This is a genomic window from Bradyrhizobium sp. CB3481 (assembly GCF_029714305.1).
Classification (GTDB): Bacteria; Pseudomonadota; Alphaproteobacteria; order Rhizobiales; family Xanthobacteraceae; genus Bradyrhizobium.
Genome location: NZ_CP121647.1, coordinates 3552111 through 3574179, shown reverse-complemented (window position 1 = coordinate 3574179; position 22069 = coordinate 3552111). Strand labels below are relative to the sequence as shown.

Sequence of the window (22069 nt, the reverse complement as noted above, 5' to 3'; positions counted from 1 at the left end):
AGACAATATTCGGTCGCTGTGCATGTCAGCTGCAACATTTGTTATGGATTAGAAACAGCATCAGCCCACACCGGCGATCAGCAGCAAATTTATCCTCACCGCATCGGTCCGCGAACGCGAACAATCCTCTATGCCACGTTACCACTTTGACTTGGTAGATTCGAAGACTGCCGCTGACGAAGGTGGCCATTGTCTCCTGATAATGATACGGCAGAAAGAGTCGCGAAACGGCTGTGGGACGATCGTCCGCAACTTAGAAATCGCAGCTTCGCGATTTTGGTTACGGACGAGGACGGCGAGTGGGTTGCTTGGGTCCCCATCGATCCCCCTCACTAGAAGACGTAATCTGTCACTGGACCAGATAGACTTTGTTCTTATCGATCGCGCTCCGATGTTGGTTTCTTGCTTAGCCGTACCGGCCTGCGTAATCGTGAAGGGTATCTTGGATCTCCTTTGCGGTGCCTTTAATGAAAGATGTTCAGCGCTCTCGACGCATTTGGCGCATTGCAAATGCCTGTTCAGAAGCGCAGCAGCCCCAACATGAAAAGCAGCCCGACCGTGACAACAGCTGAGATCAGCAGCGACCCCAAACAGCCTAGACGGTTCGAGAAAAAGAAGAACATGGTTCGCGGTGCGGCTGCGTTAAACCCAGTTTAGACAGCTATCCAAATCGGGCAATTCCGAAACCGTTCAGGCGACGCCCGTCCGAGCCTTCCTGAGGCTCGTCAGTCGTCGACCAGGGAGCCGATCAACTGGAGTAGCGCTTGGTGTTCGGGACCGTTGGCGCCAGCTCGAAGGAATTTTCCAATTTCGATCAGGGACGCGCGTCCCCCCGAGCTGGCATTCGGCTCGTGTTCTATCTTAGCGACCCCCGATTGCGGATCGCGGACCAGCCGCCAGACGTCACCGTTGGCGCTTTCGTAGAGAACTCTTGTCATGCCCTTTCAACCAGGTGATCTCCGCGGGGTTCCTGGACGGGTGGCCGGAAGAACTAAAATCCCCGACCGACGTTGGATCCGCATGTCGGACGCGTTTCACTATTTCCGGGCCCATGCTATGCGAGCTCTTTGCAACGCTCGGGCGATGCCCGTAGGACGGATGAGGCCACTTCAGGTTGCCACAGCAAGGATCTATCACCTTCTGACGAAGGAAGCCGCGTATGGCCCGAACCTACATCACATGGATGACTTTCGGGTGGCGCAAAAGCTCGAGAAATCGCTCGATTGATGGGCTTGGCAAAATTGTCAAGGGAAGCGGCGCCCGCGAAGAATTGGGTTCACCGCGGGAAGAATGGGGCTGTCCGGCGGCAGACGAGTCGGGTGATGGTTGCCGACAGCCAGACAGTCGCAAGGCTGCTACGGGAATATGCGCAGCGAACTGCTTTGCGCGGCGGCAATCCATATCGTGCAAAGGCCTACTCCCGCGCTGCGGACAGTCTTTCCGCGCTTGCGGTCCCGCTCCATGTGCTCGTCGAGGAGGATCGCCTCACCGAAATCCCCGGAGTGGGAGAAGCTATCGCCGATATCATCAAAAAGCTGCATCGGACGGGAGCGCATCCGAGCCTCGACAAGCTCCGAAAGGAAATTCCAGCCGGCGTTCTTGAGATGCTAACGGTACCGGGCTTGCGGCCCGAGAAGGTGCTTCGGCTTTACAAGGACCTCGGCATCACCTCTCTTGCGGAACTCGAGGCTGCGGCCAAGGGCGACCGCATCAAGAGGGCCAAGGGGCTTGGCGCCTCATTGCAGGCCAAGATCCTGCAGAATCTGGCCATCGCCAAAAGCGGCGACGGCCGGCTGCATCTGCACCGCGCGGCCGCTCTCCTTGAACATGCGAAGGCATCGCTTCAGGAGACGCGGCCCAATCTAAGGCATGTCACCATCGCTGGCGATTTCCGGCGTGGGTGCGAATTGGTGGGCGATCTCGCTCTTGTCGCCGTAGCGCCCGATGCGGAGGACGGGCCTACCGCTCTGGAGTCGGACAGACTCACAGTCCATGTCACGGACCGGAAACACTTCGGCGCGATCCTGCTTCATGCAACAGGATCGAGGGATCACCTTGATCAGCTTCGGGCGCTAGCAGAGGATAAGGGAATGAAGCTTGAGGCGAACGGGCTGAGAATGGGTCGGCGTCTGGTGGCTGCGAAGGAAGAGGAAATCTATGGCGCACTCGGCCTTCCATTCGTCGAGCCGGAGCTTCGCGAAGGGCGCGGCGAAATAGAGCGTGCGCTAAAGGGCAACCTCCCAAAGTTGATCGCCGATCGCGATCTGCGTGGCATCCTGCATTGTCACACGGATGCCTCTGACGGGACTGAGACACTGGAGACAATGGCGACGGCCACGCGCAAGCGCGGCTTCCAGTATTTCGGCGTGGCGGATCACTCGCAGTCAGCGCATTACGCAGGCGGACTCTCGCTTGAGGAGATCGAGGTGCAGCACCGCGAAGCCGACCGGCTCAACAAGAGCTTCGGCAAAGAATTCCGGATCCTCAAGGGCATCGAGTCCGATATCTTAGCCGACGGCTCCCTCGACTACCCTGATGAAATTCTTAGTAGATTCGACTTCGTCGTCGCGAGTGTTCATGGCCGTTTTAAGCTCGACCGGAAAGCACAGACCGCCCGCCTGCTCCGTGCGATCTCGAATCCACACACCACGATCCTGGGTCATATGACCGGACGTCAGCTCATGCGCCGTCCAGGCTACGACATCGATATCGAAAAGGTACTGCGCGCCTGCGCGCGGTACGGCGTGGCTGTAGAGATCAACGCTCATCCCTGGAGACTCGATCTCGACTGGCGCTGGCATCAGGCTGCCCTCGATTTCGGTTGCATGTTGAGCATCAATCCGGATGCCCACTCGATCCGAGAGCTCGATCATATGCACTGGGGCGTCGAGATGGCCCGCAAAGGCGGCGTACCGGCGGATCGCGTATTGAATGCGATGAGCCTGCCACAGCTCATGAGGCATATTAAGCGGCGTCGGTAAACAATCTCTCCTGCGCATCCTGCTACTGATCTGCAAGAGAGATACTTATGCGGGGTCCTCCGCCAACTATGGTCCAACTCATGCAGCGTGCGCACGCCGCTTGCTGGACGACTGTTTGATATCGGCGTGTTCCGACTGCTCTGCCTGCTTGGCTAGTCGCCCGCGGAGTAAGGCGAGCACGGCTGCTTCCTCGGGCTTCATGTTTTCGACAGCACTCCGAAGCTCATTCTCGACCTGTGACTTGATCTCAAGGACCAAATTTCCATCCATGTAAGAGTTAAGTACCTCCGGGTGAATGTAGCATTTCCTGCAGATCGTCGGTGTGTTGCCGAGCCGCGCGGAGACTTTTTCGATTGCATTGCGCAGATTGCGCTTGGCCTGCGCGGCGTTGTCGAAGCTCTGAAGTTCGCTCAGGGTCATGGCCGCCAGCACCGTTCCTGCCCAGGTTCGGAAATCCTTTGCCGTGATATCTTTTCCGGTAATTGCCTTGAGATACTCGTTTACGTCTGTCGACGTGACGTCCTGGCAATTACCCTGCTCATCGATATATTGAAGCAGTTCCTGTCCAGGGAGCTCCTGACAGGCCCTGATGATCTTGGCGATGCGCCGGTCTCGTACGCGCGGCGACCATTGTTTGCCTCCCTTGCCCGTGAATCGAAAGCGAACCTCACTTCCCTCGACCGCCACGTGCCGGTTCTTCAACGTCGTCAGGCCATAGCTGTTGTTCTGCCTGGCGTAATCGTCATTGCCTACACGTATCAACGTGGTCTCCAGGAGATGCACGACGGTTGCCAGGACTTTTTCGCGTGGCAAGCCGCGCAATGCCATGTGCTCGCGCACGGTGTGCCTAATGGAAGGAAGTGCGTCCGCAAATGCGACCACACGTTCATACTTTGTGCTTTCGCGCACTTCGCGGAAGCGGGCATGGTAGCGATACTGCTTACGTCCTTTTGCGTCTCGGCCGGTTGCCTGGATGTGGCCATCTGCAGAAGGGCATATCCACACGTCGGTCCATGCTGGCGGGATCGCGAGTGCCTTGATCCGCTTCAGCGCGTCAGGTCCGGTCAGCTTCGAGCCGTCGGGTCGTACGTAGCTGAATCCGGTCCCCGCCTTCTTGCGTCGAATTCCGGGCTGATCGTCGGACACGTATCTTAGGCCAACAGATTCGGCCGCATCACGCGGATCGACGATCGTCTGCGCGGCATCGGGTGAATCGACTAGCAATACGCCACCTCCTGTGGATGAACTTTCCTGAGCAGGGGCGGTTCCTAATAGAGGCCTAAAGTGCCGGGCTGCCGTACCTAGTATCAGACAAGCCGCAGGTGAGCTCTGGTCCAAACGATCGGCTGGAGAGGTATCATCGCGTTGGGTCAACCGGTCCTGCGCTGTCGCGTGCCGCGGCCTGCAGTGGTCCGCTTTCGGGAGCCGCCACGGGTAGCAGGCTTTGGCGAGCGCTCCGCTGCAAGGCTTCGGCGGAGCGCATCCATGAGGTTGACGACGTTCTCGCGTGAGGGCTTGACCGGAGGGATCTTCGCAGGGCGTTTCGCCTGCTTCTTACGCAGGATGCGCACGAGCGCGCTGCGATAGTGATCCTCCAGCATACTGGGATCGAAATCGGCTGACTTGGTCCGGATGATGTGCTGCGCGAGCTTCATCATTTCGGGCGGAAGCTTCATCTCGGGAATCTCGCTAAAATATTCCGAATCGTTTCGGACCTCGTGTGCGAAGCGCAGCGTTACGCCGCGAAGGCCTCGGCCCATCGGCTCGAGCAGAAACGGCCGCTCGCGTGAGGACAGCACTATGCGAGCCAAGCCGCTAACCGCCTCCCGGCTCATCGCATCTCGGATCACCGCAAAAGATTCCTGACTGATCTCCTCGCGAGGCAGGATGTAGTACGGCTTCTCGAAATACCGCACATCGATCTGCCCGGCCGGAAGGAAGCGCTCTATTTCGATCGTGCGCGTATTCTGCGGCCGCGGGAAAGTGATGGTTTCCTCCTGCTCCTCCTCTTCATCATCGTCAGCGGCGCCCGCTTTGGCAGCATCGTCGTGCAGGCTGACGGGGACGGTTGGCGGGCTTTCACAGTGAGCCGGCGTGACAAGCTCCACCTCACCAGGGGCCCGCCGCTGATGTCGCGCCTGCGCAAGCTCTCGGTCTTCGACTAGCAGAAAGTCGTTTTCGCCGACCTCATAGCCGCGCGCCTTGTCGGCTGTCTCTACCGCTTCTCCCGTAACGGAATCGAAGAGTTTCTGTTTGAGGCGATGGCCCGTGCGCCGGTTAATCTGCCGAAAGGAGATCCGCTCCGCCGCCGAGATTGCGGGGTAGAGCGCGATAGGACACGACACGAAGGACAGTTTCAGATAGCCCTTCCAATAGGGTCGGGATGCCGGCACCGGGAAACTCCAACGCAACAGGTTACAAGGGCCAAGCCGAGTTATGGCCGGGGAGTCAACGGAAGTAAGGAGCGGAAGTTTCAGGGGCGGCCTGCGTTCACGCAGGAATGCTCCGAATGGCCCTTCCCCGAATAAGCTTTCTCCGATCTGGTCGAGCATGCGCTGCAGTAAGGCTTCTGCTGCCGAAATCGGCATCCGGCCTTTTCCACGCCCGTTCACAGTGTCCTCCTGGCAGAGGGGCGGCTTACCCTCGCGCCCGCCGCAACGCAGCTTGCAGTCGCGCCATTTCCTTCTGCCAACGCGCCTCTTCGGTCTGCGATTCCTCCTCGAGAGCCTCGAGTTCCGCCCGAATGCCTGCTACTCTCTCGTCATGCTTTCGACGGGCTGTGTCCAAGGCGCCTTGCGCCTTGTCGATGGCATGCTGCCGCCGCTCGCGCTCCTTCTCCAGGGCCGCTTCTTCCTTCGCTTGCTCGCGCGCGCGGCGATCCTGCTCCTTCTCGAAAGCGCGTGCGGCCTTCCGATCAGCCGCGTCGTCGTTGCCTCGCCTCGAAGGCTTGTGTGCCTGACGGCCCTGGGACTTGCGGTCTGACCTCTTCGAACCGCGGTCGCCGGTGAGATCAGTAGGCAATTCGGCGTGCTCCATGAAGGGTCCGCTGGATCCGACGGGCCGTTTCAAAACGACGCCCGGCGCCGCCATCGTCGCTGCGATTACGTCGGGATCCTCACTTTGTTTCGCCGCGCCCTGGTGAAAGAGATTGCTGTCCGCGCCCCAGGCTTCCAAAGCCGCCTTCATCGAAGGCGCCGCTATCGCCAGGTCGAAAAAGCCCAATGATGTCTCGTAGGTCTTCAGCTTGCTCTGAGATCTCCGGCGGCTTGGGAAAAGGGCGGACCCGCTTCAAGCTTGGAGGGCACCTTCCACGAGTCCGCACCGCCGACGCCGCTGCATTGCAACGAAAGCTACCAGCTGAACTATCGGTGTCTGCACGTCGGCTGACAATCGGCCAATATCCTCAGCACTGTGACCTGATGGCATCAGGCTTCATGCGTCGTTTTGGCATTTTGCCGCGGCTCGACCGGCCTTATTGGTATCGCTTAACCGCTCACCGCCGCGACCATCCGCGCGCGGGAACACCGCCTCACCAATTTGCATTGTTCATCCGTGCATTTTGTTTTTGAGGCCTGTCATGCGTACGCTTCATTTTGGAATACTCGCGATTACTGCAGTCGCTTCTTGGATGGTGCTACAGGTAACTCCTACTGCAGCGCAGTCCTTCGACGATAGATGGTCCATCATTCCTAAGGCCCACGCGGAGCCAGCTCCCGAGCCGCCCACCGAGAGCAAGCAAGATCTGCAAGAGCAACCTTCGGCAAAAGGAGAGCGGACTTACCGTCCGTCGCGTCGTTCGACATCTCGATCTTTCAACCGCTCGTTTTCCGGAAAAGCGTCCTACTATTCATACTTAAAGAGGAAAACGGCGAGCGGCTCCTCGTTCGATCGAGACGCGCTGACCGCTGCGCACCGCAGCTTGCCATTCGGCGCGAGGGTTCGTGTCACCGCTACGACGAACAACAAATCCGTAGTCGTCCGTATTAACGACCGAGGACCTTGGGTTCGAGGCCGCGTCCTCGATCTTTCGCGCGCTGCTGCTCGCAGCTTGGGAATCACAGACCGTGGCGTGGCCCAAGTTCGCGCGGAGGTGCTCTAGCACCCGGCAAACAAGCACCGGCGCGATCGAGCAACAGTGCAATGGCGGGAATGGCGGGTCAGCTCACCCGCAGTCTGCACTCGGCAAATGTCGGGTTGCCGGTAGATCGAGCGGCCTGACTGGCGTCCACCTATGAGGGCTCGCAGACCGCCTCGTCGCTGACGCCTCCTGTGTCACCAGCAACTCATATAGCTTGGTGCGCTGTGCAGTGCCGTAAAGCGCGAAATCGATCAAGTGATCGGCCAAGTCCGGCGGTTGGCCAATTGGCGCGCCGATGGCGGAGCCGGCCGCGCTCACGCTAATTGAAAGTGCACCTTCGTGGCATGCTGACTCGAGATTGAGGAGCAGCGACTGACTTGGAAACCGTCCGGCTTGGCTTATTACGTCTGGATCGCTGCTTCACTATCCGGGATTGCCAGCCTATTTGAGGGATGATCCGCCACGCGCGGTGAGGACCCGTTCACATACCCATTTACGTACGAACTAGATTGTAACTGCGCACGTACTTCAATTCGGTTGTGGAGGGCTCAAGTTATGACGAAGCAATTTCCGAGGCGCACCATGAAGTCCCAACTCGAGGCGCTCAGAGCTGAGGCTCTTGGAGCGTTCAGCTCTTCCCGATGGCTGAACCAGTATCGCGGCATCGCCGCCGGTCGTCGGCCACACCAAAGGTTAGCCGATCGCACTTCAGTTCGGATGCCCGAGTCTAAGGTGTGCGGCGTCCCTATCTAACTCATAAGCTCACCAATCGCCGTGAAAGTGGTGCCGATGATGCCATCCGTGCCGCCAGCCCGGCCCCGCGTAAGCATACACGGGAGGTGCCACATACACCCGCGGCGCCGAATAGACGGGGTATTCGTCAACCACCACTCGCGGTGCCACAGCCACGGGCCGGCGAATGATGATGGTTTCGGAAGCGACCGGAGCTGGCTCCGCCACTACCACAGGATGTGCGGTTCGATACTCGTACGTATGAGTGTACCGCTCATAACTCGGCACATTAACATAGGGAGCTACCGGCAGATCGGACGCCCCTGCAGGTGAAGCAAGAGCTAGTGCGCTCGCTGCACCCAAAATGGCTTTGCGGATGTGCATTGTTGCCTCTTTTTCCTTGTTGTTGCCCCTTACCCACAACGCTGAAGCCCCTCTGTTAGGTTCATGAACGCGTTGATGCTGCGCGGCGAATTGATGCAGCAGCTTCCGCGCCCCCGGGTTCACCAGGGGTGGACGCCGCGTCACCTATAGATCGCTCTTGTCGGGCTACTCTTGCAGTGAAACCATCCCCCCTCCTCGCAGGTTGAGATCTGCTCGGAGATTTGGCGTGAAGCGAATTTTACAGCCCGTCAGCTATATCCTGGCCGCCCTGTATTTTCTGGCGGACGCGATCTTCATGACAATCGCCAAGCCAATTGCGCACTGGCTTTCGAGACGGGTGGTGCTGAGGCGAGTGTGTGCCTGGGTCAGATCCTTGCGACCGTATCCCTCGCTCGCGTTGTTTGCGGTTCCCGTAGTCATTTTGGAACCGGTAAAACCCGTCGCGGCTTATCTGGCTGCTACGGGGCAAATGATGAGCAGCATCGCAACGCTTGTCATCGGCGAACTTCTAAAGCTCGTGCTGGTCGAGCGCCTGTTCAGGCTTACTCGAGACAAGCTCATGATAATTCCAGCCTTCCGCTGGGCTTACACAAATTTCGAAAAAGCGAAGGGCTGGCTTAAGGCCACTGCGGCTTGGCAAACTATGCGGGCGGTAAGCATGAACGTTCGCCAGTTTGTAGCCGAGATGAAGGAGTCTGCTCAGATGGCATATCGGCAGTATTGAGGAATGACACGTAGGACATGATCGGATCTCCCAGGTCAGCCCACCGCAACACCCGCGCGGCGGGCGCGTGCTGGACCAACACCACTTCGTCGGCAACTGGTCACGGCTCGGTGAAGCTGTTTCGTCTGCGGCGTGGGACGAAATCTTGGGCAGGCCCTACGAAATACAACAATTGAACTCGACATCATTTCTGGGAGCCCACGCCATAGTCCGGAAACCCCACCGGCTCATGATCGCATGATCACTAGCTCAAGGGGTTGCCGTCATGTTCAAGCTATTCTTCTCAACGGGCATAATGGGCATCGGGATTGCGGTTGCAGCATCGATTGCGTGGTCGCATACCATTACGCCATTGCAAGCGACAACCGCATCGATGTCGATCAATCCGACCGAAGTGATGGCGACTTACAAGGCTCCGCTCGTGGTTGAGCAGTGGGACGCTATCTGACGCTTTTCTAGTTCCTCGCAAGACTTGGCCCCGGCTCTCCGCAGATCGGAAGAAACCGCAACCGCTCGTCGACGACAGCCATGGGATCATTCGGCGTGCCCATCTTGGCGGTGCCGACAGGATGGAAGATCGTGGTGCCTATATCGCCGGCGGCCTTTGCCAGCGAGGCGTCTAGCAAGTCCAACAGAAGCTGCTTGCGCTCGATCTGCGGCAGCTTGCGAAGGTCGCCATCCCGCCAGAGGAGATCGAAAGCATAGACCTTGCCTAGCTGCGGCCAACTCCGCTTGAAGCTCAGAGAAAGTTGGTCCGGCCTTCATGGGTGCCCATCGGCGAAGGTAAGAAGACCGACTTCTACGAAGGTGTTCCGCTTGGATTCTACCCAATCGTAAACAACCTGGACGTTCGCCGTTCGAAGAAGACGGACGCGCTCTTGTCAGATATGTTTTTCCGCGTCGAGGACGGCTCTGCTACGGTGGAGCTTTGCGTGATCAAAAGCGCTGCGGGATCGGGAAAATACGTCTTTCTTCGAAGGCTTGCATGGGAGGCAGCCACGCAATTTGACTGCCTTTGCCTTTATCATCGTCGAACCGGCGCACTCCGTTATAGCGCACTTAGCGACATCCGAACTCTTACTTCTTCACGGATATTTCTTTTCGTTGATCGCGCTGCCTATCACGTCGATGAGATCGAGGAGGTGTTACAAAGCGCTCGCGCAGATAAACTACCACTCACAGTCATTATTGCGGAACGACACAACGAATGGAATGCCCGCTGCGATAAACTTGAACGCTACGTCAATTTTGAGGAAGAGCTTACGCGGCTAAATCGGAGTGAAGTAACCGAATTAGTGGCAAAGCTAAGATCGTCAAATGCGCTGGGCATAATGTCGGATAAAACCGACGAAGAGTGCAGGGACATCATAGAGCAGAAACTGGATCGCCAGATACTTGTAGCCCTGCATGAAGCTACAAAGGGGAAGTCGTTCGAAGACATTGTGATCGACGAATATAACCGGATAATACCGATAGAGGCGCAACTTCTTTACCTCGATATATGCACTTTTCAGAGATTGGGCGCCGATCTACGAGCCGGTCTTATCTCACGAATCGGCGGGGTATCTTTTGACGAATTTAACGCACGGCTGATTAGGCCCCTTGAAAAACGTTGTCTTCGTAAGCACTGACAAATATGGCGGTGATCACCTCTATCGAGCGAGGCACCAAAGGATTGCAGAGATTGTGTTCGATAAAGTGCTTACGACTCAAAAGCAGAAATATGATGCACTGCTTCGTCTACTAAAGGGAATCAACCGCGACTACCTTGCAGATAATGAAGCGTTCGAAACCCTCATGCATGACGCAACTCTGCGCAGTATCTTCTCTAACGGAGACCTAGCGCGTGAGCTGTTAGATGCGGGATTGGAGATCACCGGTGGCGACTCTTTCATTCTGCATCAGAGGGCTGTGTTTGAGACCCAACATTCGGACGGAGATTTAAATGTTGCATTGGATTTCATAAACCGGTCGCTCGCTGCGGATGATGAGCCCGGCACTTGGACAAAGGGCAAACTCAATACCAAAGCCAATATCTTGCGTCACATGGCGAATAGAGCGAATAACGAGGTCAAGAAGTCCCATCTTCGCTCAGATGCCAATGCGGTTCTCAATCAGATAAGATCGAAAGGAGCGCGGGATTACACGTTAGGACTCAACATTCAGATTGACGAGCTTGTAGACTTATTGAAGAGCGCTTCGCAAGGAAGCCTCACCGATCGCGCGATTGCAAACAAGATTCAAGACATTGAGAAGGCTTTGATGATTGCGCGCTCACGGTCGGAGGCCGATCCGTTCGTCCTTCAAGCAGAAGCTCGCTTTCGGACTGAAGTTAATCAAGACGCAAGAGCCTTGCTGGCAATTAAGCGCGCATATGAACTGAACAACACAGTCACTCCGATTGCGCTGCGTCTCGCTCGCATTCTCTCTGATGGAGGACAATTGCAAGAAGCCGTCGATACCCTGAGTGAGACGCTGTCGCGCGCTCCATCGAAAGAACTTAGGTTTGAACTTGGAAAACTGTTGGCCGAGCATCCAGAGCTGAAATCTGGAGCGGACGCCACATCTCTTCTTGAGTCGGCTTTCGATAACGAAGACAACCAGTTGATGCCCCGACTGTACTTACTTCGAGAGTATTGGCGATCCAGACGATTTGAAAAATACAAGAATCTGCAAAACGATTTGAAAGCTCTAGACCTGCCAAGACGCTTGCGGATTAGTCCGATGCTTATCATCACCAAGGACGGTCAGCCTGCGATCTTCTCCGGCAAAATATCGGCAAAGTCGGCCGATTACGCGTTCGTTCAACCGGGGAAGCCCCAATGTATTCTTGCATCGAAATGCAATGACTTTGGGCAACTTCGATGATCTCGTGACCGGAAGCAAGCTTCAATTCTCTGTTGGTTTTGCTGCCGGAGGAGCGATAGCCCTGCTTTGACGATCGCCAGATGGACGAGGCCGGGTACGCTCATTTTGCGGATGTGTGAATTTTACCACCCGCCGGTCTTGGCCCTCAAAGTTGCAAAGATTGCATACCCCCCGCGGATGCCCACTCTTGGCCTCGAGGCCGTTCCGCTGCAAGTATGATTGCGTCGATCACATTTTGTGCGCTATGGTTGACGCTTTTGGGGAGGGCGTTTGCATGGCTGACGTTCACGATATTGCCGACGATAGGCAAAAGGAATTGGATGATCTTGCGCTAGCGATAAGGGACGAAACGTTTTACCGGCATCTTGTTCGTTTAAAGAAATTGCAAGAATTTCTATATGCCGAAGCAGTTCCGATCGATACGTCGAACATCGACGCGTTGACTATGGGAGATTTGAGCGGGCTTCATCCCGATCCTAGAGGCAGAATGCCAACTGCGGAGGAATGGGCCAAGGTAGAAGCCCGGACGCAAGCGATCTTCCGTATCTTCACCCCTGCAATGAGAAGAAAGTTTCTAATGGGGGAAACGCCGTGGGTCGCAGCGTGGTTGCCTGTCTATTTCTTGGGATTTGCAGTATTATCCCTTGTGCTCGCCATGGTAATTATGAATGCGGTGGATTGGCCCGAATACTTTTTGTTCATTGATTACTTAATCTGGTTGGTTAGCTTGGGAGCAATTGGCGCATCAGCTTTCATAGGCATGAACGCGCTATCCCTTCAAGATGACATTACGTTCGATCTAACCAATATTCGACTGATGTCCTTGCGTATCTCACTCGGCGCACTCTTCGGAGTGGTTCTAAGCCTTCCATTTGGTTTCCCGGAATTCGTAAAGTTTTGCAAGCTCGCTTGGAGACCATCAGTTTTTTATGATCCGAAGCTTGGGGCGATTGACATTGCTCAAGAGGCAGTTTTCCTTCTGTTGCCTTTTATTTTTGGCTTTAGCACGTCTCTCGTGATTTTGGTGCTAACTCAACTTGCGGAGGCAGTTCAGACATTCCTAGGCCGGAAGCCGAAGGCCGAGTCGTCGGGGGTACGATAACATGAAAGCAAAACTTCTCCCCCCGGGAAAAGTCGCAATATTATCGCTGCTTTTGATTTGCTCAAAGGCTCTAGCCCAAGGTCTTCCGAGCCCTGACGACTTTGGCCGGGACCTGAGAGCTTGCAACATGACGCAGAACATCAACCTTGATTCGAAGATTATCGACTCGCTGGGAGCCCTATACGCGGACGAAGCCTCGCGCCAAGTCTTGCGCAGCGCTACGGACTATCTTCTTTTGATTCCAGAAGACAAACGTATTGACGGTTATCGCCTGTATGCGCAATGCATTACAAGAATCGCGCCCCAGTTGGCTAGTACGACACCAACCCCTCAAGCAATCACGCGACCATATCGAATTTGCACGGGCGAGTACGAGCGTGCTTGCCAACCCCATGACGTTTACTTGTATTGCTATGTTCCTCCAGAAAGCTGGGCCAGGGAGCGATGCGCATCCTACTCCGTGAGGCAATTGACTACCTACGGCGGAAATAAATGCGGCTATAGCATGTATGAAGTGCTTTGTACGGGATCAAAGTAAACGAGTGAGGATTTGACCCAAGTCGCAACCGAATAATGGCTGGCATGCGAACTTGAACCCGCAGGAGGCGACACGTCGCGCGGGCAATGCACGACAAGGAGACCGTCCGAAGTTGCGGCTATTGGTGAGGCGCCCTAGCCCGCTATTTCCTCACACCGCGCACGGGCATACCGCCACGCTGAGAAGGTCACTGGTGCGGCTGTGGGATCAGTGGCCACAAGAAGGGGTCTTCGCCAAAACCAGTGTAGAGGCCGTACAGGGCCGTAGCGGACATGCCTGGCTCGAATGCACCCGCTAGGAAGTCATCTACGATGGACTGGCAGGCCGCGATAGCTTCGGGGGCCGTTTCGAACAGCCCGTGCGTGACCCGTTCGCTTTCGTCTTGGTAGTGGAAGTTGTCGTCTATGAAGACTCGGAAGGTCACCCTTAAAATATAGGGGCCTTCCCCGCTTCTGCCAAGCGCGGCCAGTCTTTTCCCGGGAATTTTCGGCGTCCGGTCTTCGGAAAGCAACTAAGCCGATGTGAGTGACCTCAAATTCTTATTGCACGTCCTACGCGGTGACTTAGCATGCGTTGATTGCATAGGTTCCAAACAGCAACCGTTGGAGCAGTTACCATGCACTTAATTGTCGGAAGGAGGATGTTCTTGTTTGGGCTGGCGGCTTTGGCTATTCCCACTACTCGCGAGGTATCCAAGGCTGCAGGACTATCCATACCTGCGATTGCCGCTGCCGCAGAATTCCTGAGCAAAGCCGCTGAATCAATTGCCAAGCTAGGCGACAGCGTCGCTCACATTTCGCAGCTAGGTACACAAGGATATGACGCCGTCGCGGCGAGAAGGACTCATGCGGAACTGATTGAGCTTAGGAAGAAGTTATTGACGCTGGTGCATGCGAGTAATTTCAGCTTCTCCAACCGAATCCAAGAATACTTGAAGAACCCGTCGGATCGCGGTTGGGACGCCGTTATCACTCAGATCGCAGAGGTCGGCACCCAAGTGAATACTCTCTTAGAGAGCCTTGGAAGCACCCGGAGTGATTTTGTGCTGGAAGAGGCTTATAGCACCTTGCAACAAGCTCTTTCCGGCAGAGCCTCCATTTTGGTTCAACTGCGTAGCATTAGTCGGCCGACCAGCCCGGAGGAATTGGCAGCGTTGGAACAAATGGCCAAAGAATATTCTAGGCTCAGTCGGGAAACGCTCGCTGCCACAAACAAACTAGCGGATTACATTAAGTCACTGAAATAGGCATCTGGATCGCAAGCCGGCGCTCAATACTTGGCCATTCGTAGCACCATCATTTGCCGCGCGCCACACAGCAAATCGGATGTTTGTCCCTGCCGCTCTGATCGGGCGATCTTGAAACGGGAAGCGTGGCCGCATTAACCCGAGAAACGCGACCACGCCGCGCAAGCGCAATCGGGATGAGAGTGCGCGCGCTGAGACTCTGCCGTCCGAAAGTACGTGAGCTCCGGGCGGAAAACGTCATCAGCGCAACTAGCGCCGGTGACTTCCTTCTTCCTCTGGGATTTGTCGTTCGTAACTTCGCACGAAAACCGGACGGCGCCATAGACGTTAGCTATCGCATCATAGGATTGGGAGCCGACGGCCACCAGGTTTGGTCAACGTCGAGAACCCTCACTCACGCGGAGGATTGGAAGGATTTCGGTGCGGCAAAAAGCCCTGGTTTCGAAAAAGCATTGGTAGCGATGGGAAATCCTGAGAGTCCAGGAGAGAAAACGCTGCCAATGATCCCTTATGTGCAGTGCGCCAAGCCGGCCGAGCTGCGGGATTGGTTCGGAAGGCTTGAAATCGAGGTGGTTGATGGCTTTAACAAAGATCGGGCTCGGGCAAGCTATTTTGTGCAATTTCAGCGAGATAAGCTTGGCTTGGGTGAGTCACGTGCCTGCAAGTGAACCTTGCGCGCTGGCTCGCGACTACCTAGCTTGAGTGCGCCGGCCTGCCGCTGGAGGTTAATATGTGCAACAAGTAGCGCATCGGCTCGACGCGAAAGTTACCTCTTCAGATCTCGGGGAGAGGTTTTTCGTGCCGCAGGCAGGGCCACAGCCACAAGCTCACTCAGCACGAGGCTCTCAAGCTAACATCGTTTGTTGAATTGCCGCCGGTTGAGCAACCGGCCTTCCTCCAGACCGCGAAAGCACCGGTCAAGTTACTGACCTGATCGCAACAACACCGAGCGCCTAAGCGGATGCACCTCGAAGGCGCGCACTTGAACGGGCGATGTCCGCTCTTCCGATAGTTCAAGCTGAAGCTCACTCAGGTAGATTCCCGCATTCAACACTCGTTCGAAAGGATATGGAGCAATCGGTGCGCCCGTTTCACAGACTAAACCAGCCCGATCGTCCTTGAGAGCGAGTCGCGCCCGCTTGTGGTCCTTCGCCGGACTTACGCGGATGGTGAACTTCACTCGCGGAGCGCGTTTGAATTCTCGGAAAATAAAATCCGAACGGGCGCCCAATGGCACCATGTCCTGGTCCTTACTAAACGGCGTTGGGTCATTCTTAATAAGCTCCGCGATTGCGTTTGCCATTCCGGTGGCGCTGACCGTCCATGCCGCTCTGTCACTAATGAATCCACCGCTCCTTTCGGCGCCAACACCGTTTACCGCGTTGATAAATGCGCGGACAAAGACCGTTTTATCCCCACGGTTCGCATAGCTCGAATATCCGGGACTCGTAGCATAAAAAATCGCGCAACTCCGGCTGTCCACCTCTGTCTTATGGATCGCCCAGATGTCGCGGACTCTCTCGACGTCCCTCTCTAGAGCGGCGGGTGGTGTGTTGCGGCAAGCGTCGAACAAGAACAGCTGCCGGCGCCCCATCTCCGGATAATGGTCTGATGGAGCCATTCCGCGAAGCAGGCGTTGGGAATCCACACCATGGTTGAGGGGCGCACCCTTCCCATCACCGAAGTCCTTGAGAAGCAAGATCTGGTCGTTGACGTACCTTTGCAGTCCATGCCCACCGAAATAAAATAAGCCAACATTCTCCCTATGGGTGGCAACATCCTGACGCCAAGCCTTGGCCTCAATGGCGAAGTTGTCCCAAGTAGCAGGCGCTGCACGGCGAGCGAGGCGCATTTCAAGGAGGCGTTCATCGTTAGACGGTGCGAGAAGCAGCCTTACAGTTGCAATAGGAACAGTTAGGCTTGGCGCCCATAGCAGCAATGCGCGCGCTAAACGGTAGGCGCTCAGCGCTGGTGACGCCAGCTGCCTTAAACCATAGTGCGGCTCGGAATGGTCCGCTTGGTTCTCGCGCGTAGCTATTGGCAGATAGGGATAATCGCTAACGCCCGTAATGAATGCGTGCAGGCCTGGCTCGCCGCGCAACGCGGCACGGTTGTCAATTACTAGGCCCACTGTGCTGTCGTTCATATCGGGAAGATGATTTCAGGCGGTTGAACGAAAACAAATTGGCTCGAGCGAAACTTCTCTCTGCCGGCGATTCGCACTCGGAAGCGGTACATTCCGGCCGGCAGATCGATGGTGAACTTGGGCGACGTTGAACCATCGTAATACTGCGGTATCGGGACGTGGTCATCGTCGCCTTCTAGACTGACGATTTCGAGATGAAACTCTTTTGGTGCATCTTCGCTGCGAACCGATACCGGAACGATTGGAGCTGTAGGGCACTCGTGAAGGACCGCGCTGCCGATACTTCCGTTGGTCACGAAACTGACAGGAAGGCCGGTTCCCTCCTGATCCGCTTTTGCCTTTGCCTGCAGCCCCGATGTCAGCGACGCGCTTGTAACAACCCACGAATTAGGCGCGTAGCCAGCCTGGCCGCGAGAGAGTTCCGCGCCTTGGCCGTTCAAACAGCTAAGAAGTGCCCGAACAAAAAGAGTTAGCTCATCAGCTTTCGCGTAGGCAAAGCCCCCAGGAGCTGACGCAAAGAAGAGCGACGCCTCGCGATCGTCGCGCACCGACGTAAACCCTACCGGAAAGATATGGGTAGCATTGCGCTCCAAGTGATCGGGAATGGGCCATTCCCCCGAGCCCGCATCTATGAAGTAGAACTGCTTCCGCGCTATCTCCGGGCTTCTCTCATTGGGGGCCAAACCGGCATATATATTGTCCAGGCTGACACTACCTTGAAAAGGTGCGACCTCGAATTTCCCGAAATCTTCAAGGGTCAAGACTCTTCGGTCGAATCCGACGCCGATGCCGTGCCCGCTGAAAAGAAAAATCCCGATATTGTCTTTGTTACTTCTGAGCGATGATGCCCAAGACGCACAATCATCCAGGAAGTTAGCCATTGTCGCCGGTTTCATTCCCGGAACACTCCTCCCTTCCAAGCGAGAATGTTCATTTGGCGACAGGAGGAGCCGCACCGAGCTCAAGGGCGCTGTTCGGTTCCTGTAGTTGTTGATCACCCAATCGTAAAAGGCGAGCGCTGACCGACAACAAAATGTGAGAGGCTCGTATTCGGCACGGACGTTCCGTATCCAAGGGTACGCATCCACCCCGGCTATGAAAACGTGGGTAGCCGGATCGTCGTTGCCAGAGCGTTGGTAGACTAGCCCCATCGCCACTAAGCTCGCTTCATTCCTTCAATCCTCTCGCTCCACTTCTCGCACATCGTTTTGTGGGCGGGATCGAAGAAAATGCGGATGGTAAGGGTGCCCAACACCGCCGCCACAGCTGGAGCAAAACCTACCTGTGACACGAGAAGAGCCGCAATGGTCGCGGCGACTGCCTCTCGACCGAGTCCAAAGCTGTTAGCGAGTTGCGCACGCGTTTGCGAGTCGGCCGCCCCACATACGACCGAGTGAATCTGCGCCTCCACGTTTTGGAAGTACCGCTTCCCAAGGTCAGCAAGCCCGTCGAGAGGACCGAGCTTTTCGACGTCGAGACTAGCGTTGAGTTCAAACTTACCACTCTGCGCAGGCTCTTGGGCTATTGCTCGCAGGTTCACCGCTAGCCGCTCAAATAGTTCATCCTCGTCCTTTTCGAGTAATTCGTCAGTTGCAGCCTGAGCTTGTTTGATCAATGCTTCCATTGCTGACCTCCCAGAAGACCTGTCGCTCGAGCTGCCCCACTGAGCATAGTCTCACGCAGGGATTGTGACGGACGGACATTACCGCGAACTGCGGTATCGGCATAGCCCAATTGCGCACGGGCACCGTTGTAGCTTCACCGAAGCTCGTCTATTGCTCCGCTACGCTTGTCAAAGCTCTTACGGCCGGCCCTCCCCTCCCTCTCCGCCTCTCGCATCCTAGCGCAGTCCTATTGCGTTTCAGGGCTATCCCCCATTGTGCGTCGATCTCCAATACGCGGCAGTAGGGCTGTCTCGATACAGCCCGGCCGCAAGGAATTTCCTGTCTCAGCATTCTTTTCCAAGGCCGGACTCCACCGAATGCGTATTTGCAATCCTTTGGCTCTCTTCCGAAATTTCGGGAAATAGCAGGTGTCATCATCGAAGTCTCGCCGGACGCGTCGGTGGACCCGACCGGGGTCTACGCGCAAGCGCGCCCGGCCTTCGGTCCCTCGCGGAAGGGCAGTCGAAGCGTCAGGGCACGCGGTTGCCCGTGCGGCAAGCATCAGAGACGCTCGCGGCCCGGTCTACTGCGGCGGAAAATTTCGCCACGCCGTCGGCGCGGCGATCGAGCCGTTTGCAGGTCTCACGAAACTCCCACTGGAACACACTCACAGCCGATCAAGGGATGTTATCTCAGCCGCTCAGCCGGGTATGTACACGCAGCCCGGATCCCAGGCCGGGCAGTCGCACTTGTCGATCTCCTCGGCCAGCCCAGACAGCTTCTTCTCCGAGTTCACGAAGGTTTTGATTTCGGTCAGGGTCTTCCGGCTCACCTTCGCGAACTGCCTCGGCTTTCCAAGGTGATCATTGAGCTTGTCGACCAGTCCCGCGTCGTGGACCGCACGCATGATTTTTCCTAGACCGTGCAGACCGAAGTCGACGTGAGTTCCTCCCGGGCGTGCAGGTTTGCCAACCGCGACCTTCTTCACTTTTCGAGCCTTTGTCTTGCGAGCCTTCTTCGCCTTGCTGCCTTTCTTCGCTTTGACGGCCATCGCTGCCTCCTCCCTCAAAATGGTGCTTTGAAAATCTTCAGCGCGAGGAACTGTTGAACCGCATTAGCCGCCCCTTGTTGCGCCCGTCCGCCCGACGCCGTCAGAAGCGAACCGCCGATGAGGGTAGTGCGCACGCCGCCCAGCTTCTTGGCCTCGCCCTTGTCGAGATAGAGGCCCACGGTCAGTTGATGCGTGTCCTTCCGTGACACCGTCACTGGGAAGGTGGCCTCGCTGACCTGCACGTTCGGGCCGGACGGCGCGAAGACAATCTTCGGAGTGGCGCCCCCACCGATCGTGGTGGTGAAGAGCAACTGCTGCACCATGCTGGGCGGGCCATCCTTCACGGCGACCACGTCCTTGTTGAGCGCATCCAGATTCTCGAAAAGGCTCATCAAGGTGAATTCCTTGATCATCTTCGCGAGGCCGACCTTGCCGGCAATCGGGTAGACAAAGTTTTCAGTCCTGACCAAGTGACCTGTGCAATAGCTTTCGCTGGTTTTTTGGACGAGGTCGCCAAACTTGTCGGTGATGGTGAAGGTCCACTCATTCTGCCGTTGCCGGTCGAAATTGCCGGTTAGGTTAAGCGTCACAAGGGAAGTCAGCGGCGTTGGCCGGATCAGGTTGGCCGTCGGATCGATGTTGTTTGTCTCCAGACCAGTTAGATCGTAATAATAGGCAATGCCTATGCCATAGATCAGTTGAACAACGGTACGCGCGAAGCCTGTCAGCTGCGAAGGGTCGAACGTTGTGATCGCTTCGGGATGGTCCCTCAACCACAAGCCGATTGCATGGGAATGATCATCGACCTTGTTCTTGTTTTCGTTGTTGGTCCTGTCGGCTAGGAAGCCAATCGTCGCATCAATCACTGCTTGCCGGGCCTCGCAACGAACCTGCCTTGCGATGTTTGAAGCGGATATGTGGGCGTAATCGTCGGTGACTGGATTGATCGCACAGCTGCCGAGTCCGAGCAGAGCTATTGAAAAAATCCGCTGACAGTTTCGAAAAATTGCCAAATCCATAATGCCCCCTCATGTGCAATTGCGAATGAGCCATGAAGTAATGATGCAACAAAAAATCAAAGGTCAATACTCTGATACGCGGCAGTTGCAGCGTCAATGTGCCGAATGTACGAGCTTCAATTCCATTTCCAATTGATGATGCATTATCCGCCATTCCGTTAGATCGGAAAAGATCATCACGTGAGCGACGCCAAGCTCCACAATCCGAAGCTAAGGCTAGCAGAGAAGTTTCTGGCCAGACAACCGGAAAGTGTGCCAATATTATTCCCAACAGCAACCGGTTCGGTGGCGTACGTTGGAGAACGGCGCGGTGCCGCGCTGATCTTCTACCCATTGCGAATGAGATTTTCTTGCCCCGCTTATGCCCGGAGGACTCCAAGAAATGTTTCGCGGATTGCTCTCATCGATTCTGAACCTGCTTAGCTCTCGACGCAGAGGCGCCCAATATTTGAAGGATTACAGGACCTATCCCAAGATGGTCCATTGGTTCAATCCGATCCTCCTGTTGCGTCTTCTGAACAATGTCATCACATCAGCAATGTTCGGTCAGTACGCCGACCGCCGGCTGATCGTGGCCGCGCTGGATACCCAGGCTCCGGAGGAACATCTCAAGCGCGCCACAGCACCGGTCGGTACACTCAATCCAAATCGGGACGGTCCTGTTTGGTTCGACTTTGTAGCTGATCTCGGTGACGGCTTCGATAGTACGTTTGCGGTCGCCTGCGTGCTGGCACGCAAGGAATGGGAGTTCGATGGCGACAAGCTGCCTCGCGGTCAAATGCTCATCATGGGCGGCGACGAAGTCTATCCTCTTGCAAACGCCCAGACCTACCGCAATCAGCTCTGGCAGCCTTATTCGTGGGCTTTTCCCGACCATGACAGGAAAGACCACGAAGGCGTTTCGCTGTTCGCAATACCAGGCAATCACGACTGGTACGACGGCCTGGTTCAATTCCTTGCATATTTCACGCCTGAGCGAAAAACCCACTTTGGCAACTGGCGTTCCCAACAAAGGCGAAGTTACTTCGCCATTCAGCTCACTGAGACATGGTGGCTTTGGGGAATGGATATCCAACTAGCGGAGGATATGGATCAGCCGCAGGCCGACTACTTCACCACCATTGCTAGGTCGAAGGAATTGCTGCCGGGATCGCGGATCATTCTATGCACGGCCGAGCCGGGATGGCTCTATACGGACACGAACACGAAATCCTGGGAAATCGTCGATTATGCGCTCAGCATTGCCCAGAAGGCTAATAAGCAACTAGCAGCCGCATCGGACACGATACGGCCGTTCCAAATGGCATTGATGAAGTCGTCTTTACTGACGACGCGCTCCCTGTTGCGGATCAGGTAGTCGAGCAGGTCAAAAACCTGTGGCGCGACGGAGACGACGTCCGCCCCGCGATGCAGCTCGCGCCGGTCAGTGTCGATTGCGTACTCCTCGAAGAGATAGCGCAAGCTGCCAATCCCTCAGGCGGCCTCCGATCGTCGGGGCCTCTAGCACCGCTTGGAACGCAAAGAATAAGCCGCCGGTAAGGAAAATGTAAGCCGAATGTCAAGCGCGCTCGCTCATGCCTTGGTACCCTCGTCCAG

The 22069-nt window shown here is 56.1% G+C and carries 18 protein-coding genes and 2 pseudogenes; 10 read left to right on the top strand and 10 right to left on the bottom strand.

All coding sequences use genetic code 11. The features are described 5' to 3' along the window. The first annotated feature begins 1319 nt into the window (after positions 1-1319). The gene (locus QA643_RS17270) at positions 1320-2981 is read left to right on the top strand and encodes a helix-hairpin-helix domain-containing protein (RefSeq protein ID WP_283034289.1); all 1662 of its coding nucleotides are present in this window, start codon (positions 1320-1322) and stop codon (positions 2979-2981) included. A 78-nt stretch (positions 2982-3059) separates the two neighbouring features. Here QA643_RS17270 and QA643_RS17265 read toward each other — a convergent pair whose 3' ends face one another. The 3 genes from QA643_RS17265 to QA643_RS17255 all read right to left on the bottom strand — a co-directional run bounded on the left by QA643_RS17265 (position 3060) and on the right by QA643_RS17255 (position 6167). Further along, positions 3060-4205, bottom strand: coding sequence for a DNA topoisomerase IB (locus QA643_RS17265; protein WP_283034288.1), 1146 nt, complete (start codon positions 4203-4205; stop codon positions 3060-3062). Positions 4206-4351: 146 nt separating this feature from the next. Next, on the bottom strand, positions 4352-5569 hold the full coding sequence (locus QA643_RS17260) for a Ku protein (protein WP_283034287.1): 1218 nt from the start codon (positions 5567-5569) through the stop codon (positions 4352-4354). Between the two features lie 49 nt (positions 5570-5618). Further along, positions 5619-6167 carry a cell envelope biogenesis protein TolA gene (locus tag QA643_RS17255; protein ID WP_283034834.1) on the bottom strand — a complete coding sequence of 183 codons (549 nt, stop codon included), beginning with the start codon at positions 6165-6167 and terminating at the stop codon, positions 5619-5621. A 391-nt stretch (positions 6168-6558) separates the two neighbouring features. Here QA643_RS17255 and QA643_RS38675 point away from each other — a divergent pair, with 391 nt between their 5' ends. The 3 genes from QA643_RS38675 to QA643_RS17240 all read left to right on the top strand — a co-directional run bounded on the left by QA643_RS38675 (position 6559) and on the right by QA643_RS17240 (position 9347). Continuing rightward, entirely contained in the window at positions 6559-7080 is a 522-nt protein-coding gene (locus QA643_RS38675; protein WP_349253279.1) for a septal ring lytic transglycosylase RlpA family protein, read from the top strand. A 1321-nt stretch (positions 7081-8401) separates the two neighbouring features. After that, on the top strand, positions 8402-8899 hold the full coding sequence (locus QA643_RS17245; RefSeq protein WP_283034286.1) for a hypothetical protein: 498 nt from the start codon (positions 8402-8404) through the stop codon (positions 8897-8899). A 265-nt stretch (positions 8900-9164) separates the two neighbouring features. Then, the gene (locus QA643_RS17240; protein ID WP_283034285.1) at positions 9165-9347 is read left to right on the top strand and encodes a hypothetical protein; all 183 of its coding nucleotides are present in this window, start codon (positions 9165-9167) and stop codon (positions 9345-9347) included. 52 nt (positions 9348-9399) lie between these two features. Here QA643_RS17240 and QA643_RS17235 read toward each other — a convergent pair. After that, a pseudogene (locus QA643_RS17235) lies at positions 9400-9519 on the bottom strand (GMC oxidoreductase); the annotation flags it as partial. Positions 9520-9666: 147 nt separating this feature from the next. On the opposite strand from QA643_RS17235, the gene QA643_RS17230 reads away from it, so the two are divergent. From QA643_RS17230 to QA643_RS17210, 5 genes are all read left to right on the top strand, one after another. Further along, entirely contained in the window at positions 9667-10530 is an 864-nt protein-coding gene (locus tag QA643_RS17230; RefSeq protein ID WP_283034284.1) for a hypothetical protein, read from the top strand. Next, the gene (locus QA643_RS17225; protein WP_283034283.1) at positions 10502-11767 is read left to right on the top strand and encodes a hypothetical protein; all 1266 of its coding nucleotides are present in this window, start codon (positions 10502-10504) and stop codon (positions 11765-11767) included. The genes QA643_RS17230 and QA643_RS17225 overlap by 29 nt, the downstream gene beginning before the upstream one ends. A 274-nt stretch (positions 11768-12041) precedes the next feature. Beyond that, positions 12042-12869: a hypothetical protein gene (locus QA643_RS17220; protein WP_283034282.1), complete on the top strand. Its 828-nt coding sequence runs from the start codon at positions 12042-12044 to the stop codon at positions 12867-12869. A gap of 1184 nt (positions 12870-14053) precedes the next feature. Beyond that, positions 14054-14653 (top strand): hypothetical protein, encoded by a 600-nt coding sequence (locus QA643_RS17215; protein ID WP_283034281.1) that lies wholly within the window; start codon positions 14054-14056, stop codon positions 14651-14653. A 182-nt stretch (positions 14654-14835) separates the two neighbouring features. Continuing rightward, entirely contained in the window at positions 14836-15321 is a 486-nt protein-coding gene (locus QA643_RS17210; protein WP_283034279.1) for a hypothetical protein, read from the top strand. Between the two features lie 254 nt (positions 15322-15575). Here the strand turns inward: QA643_RS17210 and QA643_RS17205 are convergent, their stop codons facing one another. The 5 genes from QA643_RS17205 to QA643_RS17185 form a co-directional block, all read right to left on the bottom strand. Further along, positions 15576-16799: a caspase family protein gene (locus QA643_RS17205; RefSeq protein WP_283034278.1), complete on the bottom strand. Its 1224-nt coding sequence runs from the start codon at positions 16797-16799 to the stop codon at positions 15576-15578. Next, the gene (locus QA643_RS17200) at positions 16796-17695 is read right to left on the bottom strand and encodes a hypothetical protein (protein WP_283034277.1); all 900 of its coding nucleotides are present in this window, start codon (positions 17693-17695) and stop codon (positions 16796-16798) included. The genes QA643_RS17205 and QA643_RS17200 overlap by 4 nt, the downstream gene beginning before the upstream one ends. Positions 17696-17955: 260 nt before the next feature. Beyond that, positions 17956-18423 (bottom strand): hypothetical protein, encoded by a 468-nt coding sequence (locus QA643_RS17195; RefSeq protein ID WP_283034276.1) that lies wholly within the window; start codon positions 18421-18423, stop codon positions 17956-17958. Positions 18424-19103: 680 nt separating this feature from the next. Further along, positions 19104-19454 carry a hypothetical protein gene (locus tag QA643_RS17190; protein ID WP_283034275.1) on the bottom strand — a complete coding sequence of 117 codons (351 nt, stop codon included), beginning with the start codon at positions 19452-19454 and terminating at the stop codon, positions 19104-19106. A gap of 14 nt (positions 19455-19468) precedes the next feature. Further along, the gene (locus QA643_RS17185) at positions 19469-20473 is read right to left on the bottom strand and encodes a hypothetical protein (protein WP_283034274.1); all 1005 of its coding nucleotides are present in this window, start codon (positions 20471-20473) and stop codon (positions 19469-19471) included. Between the two features lie 382 nt (positions 20474-20855). On the opposite strand from QA643_RS17185, the gene QA643_RS17180 reads away from it, so the two are divergent. Continuing rightward, entirely contained in the window at positions 20856-21830 is a 975-nt protein-coding gene (locus tag QA643_RS17180) for a hypothetical protein (protein WP_349253278.1), read from the top strand. Here the strand turns inward: QA643_RS17180 and QA643_RS17175 are convergent. Continuing rightward, positions 21743-21934 (bottom strand): annotated as a pseudogene (locus QA643_RS17175) (winged helix-turn-helix domain-containing protein); the annotation flags it as partial. The gene QA643_RS17180 and the pseudogene QA643_RS17175 sit on opposite strands and share 88 nt — an antisense overlap. Positions 21935-22069: the final 135 nt, after the last annotated feature.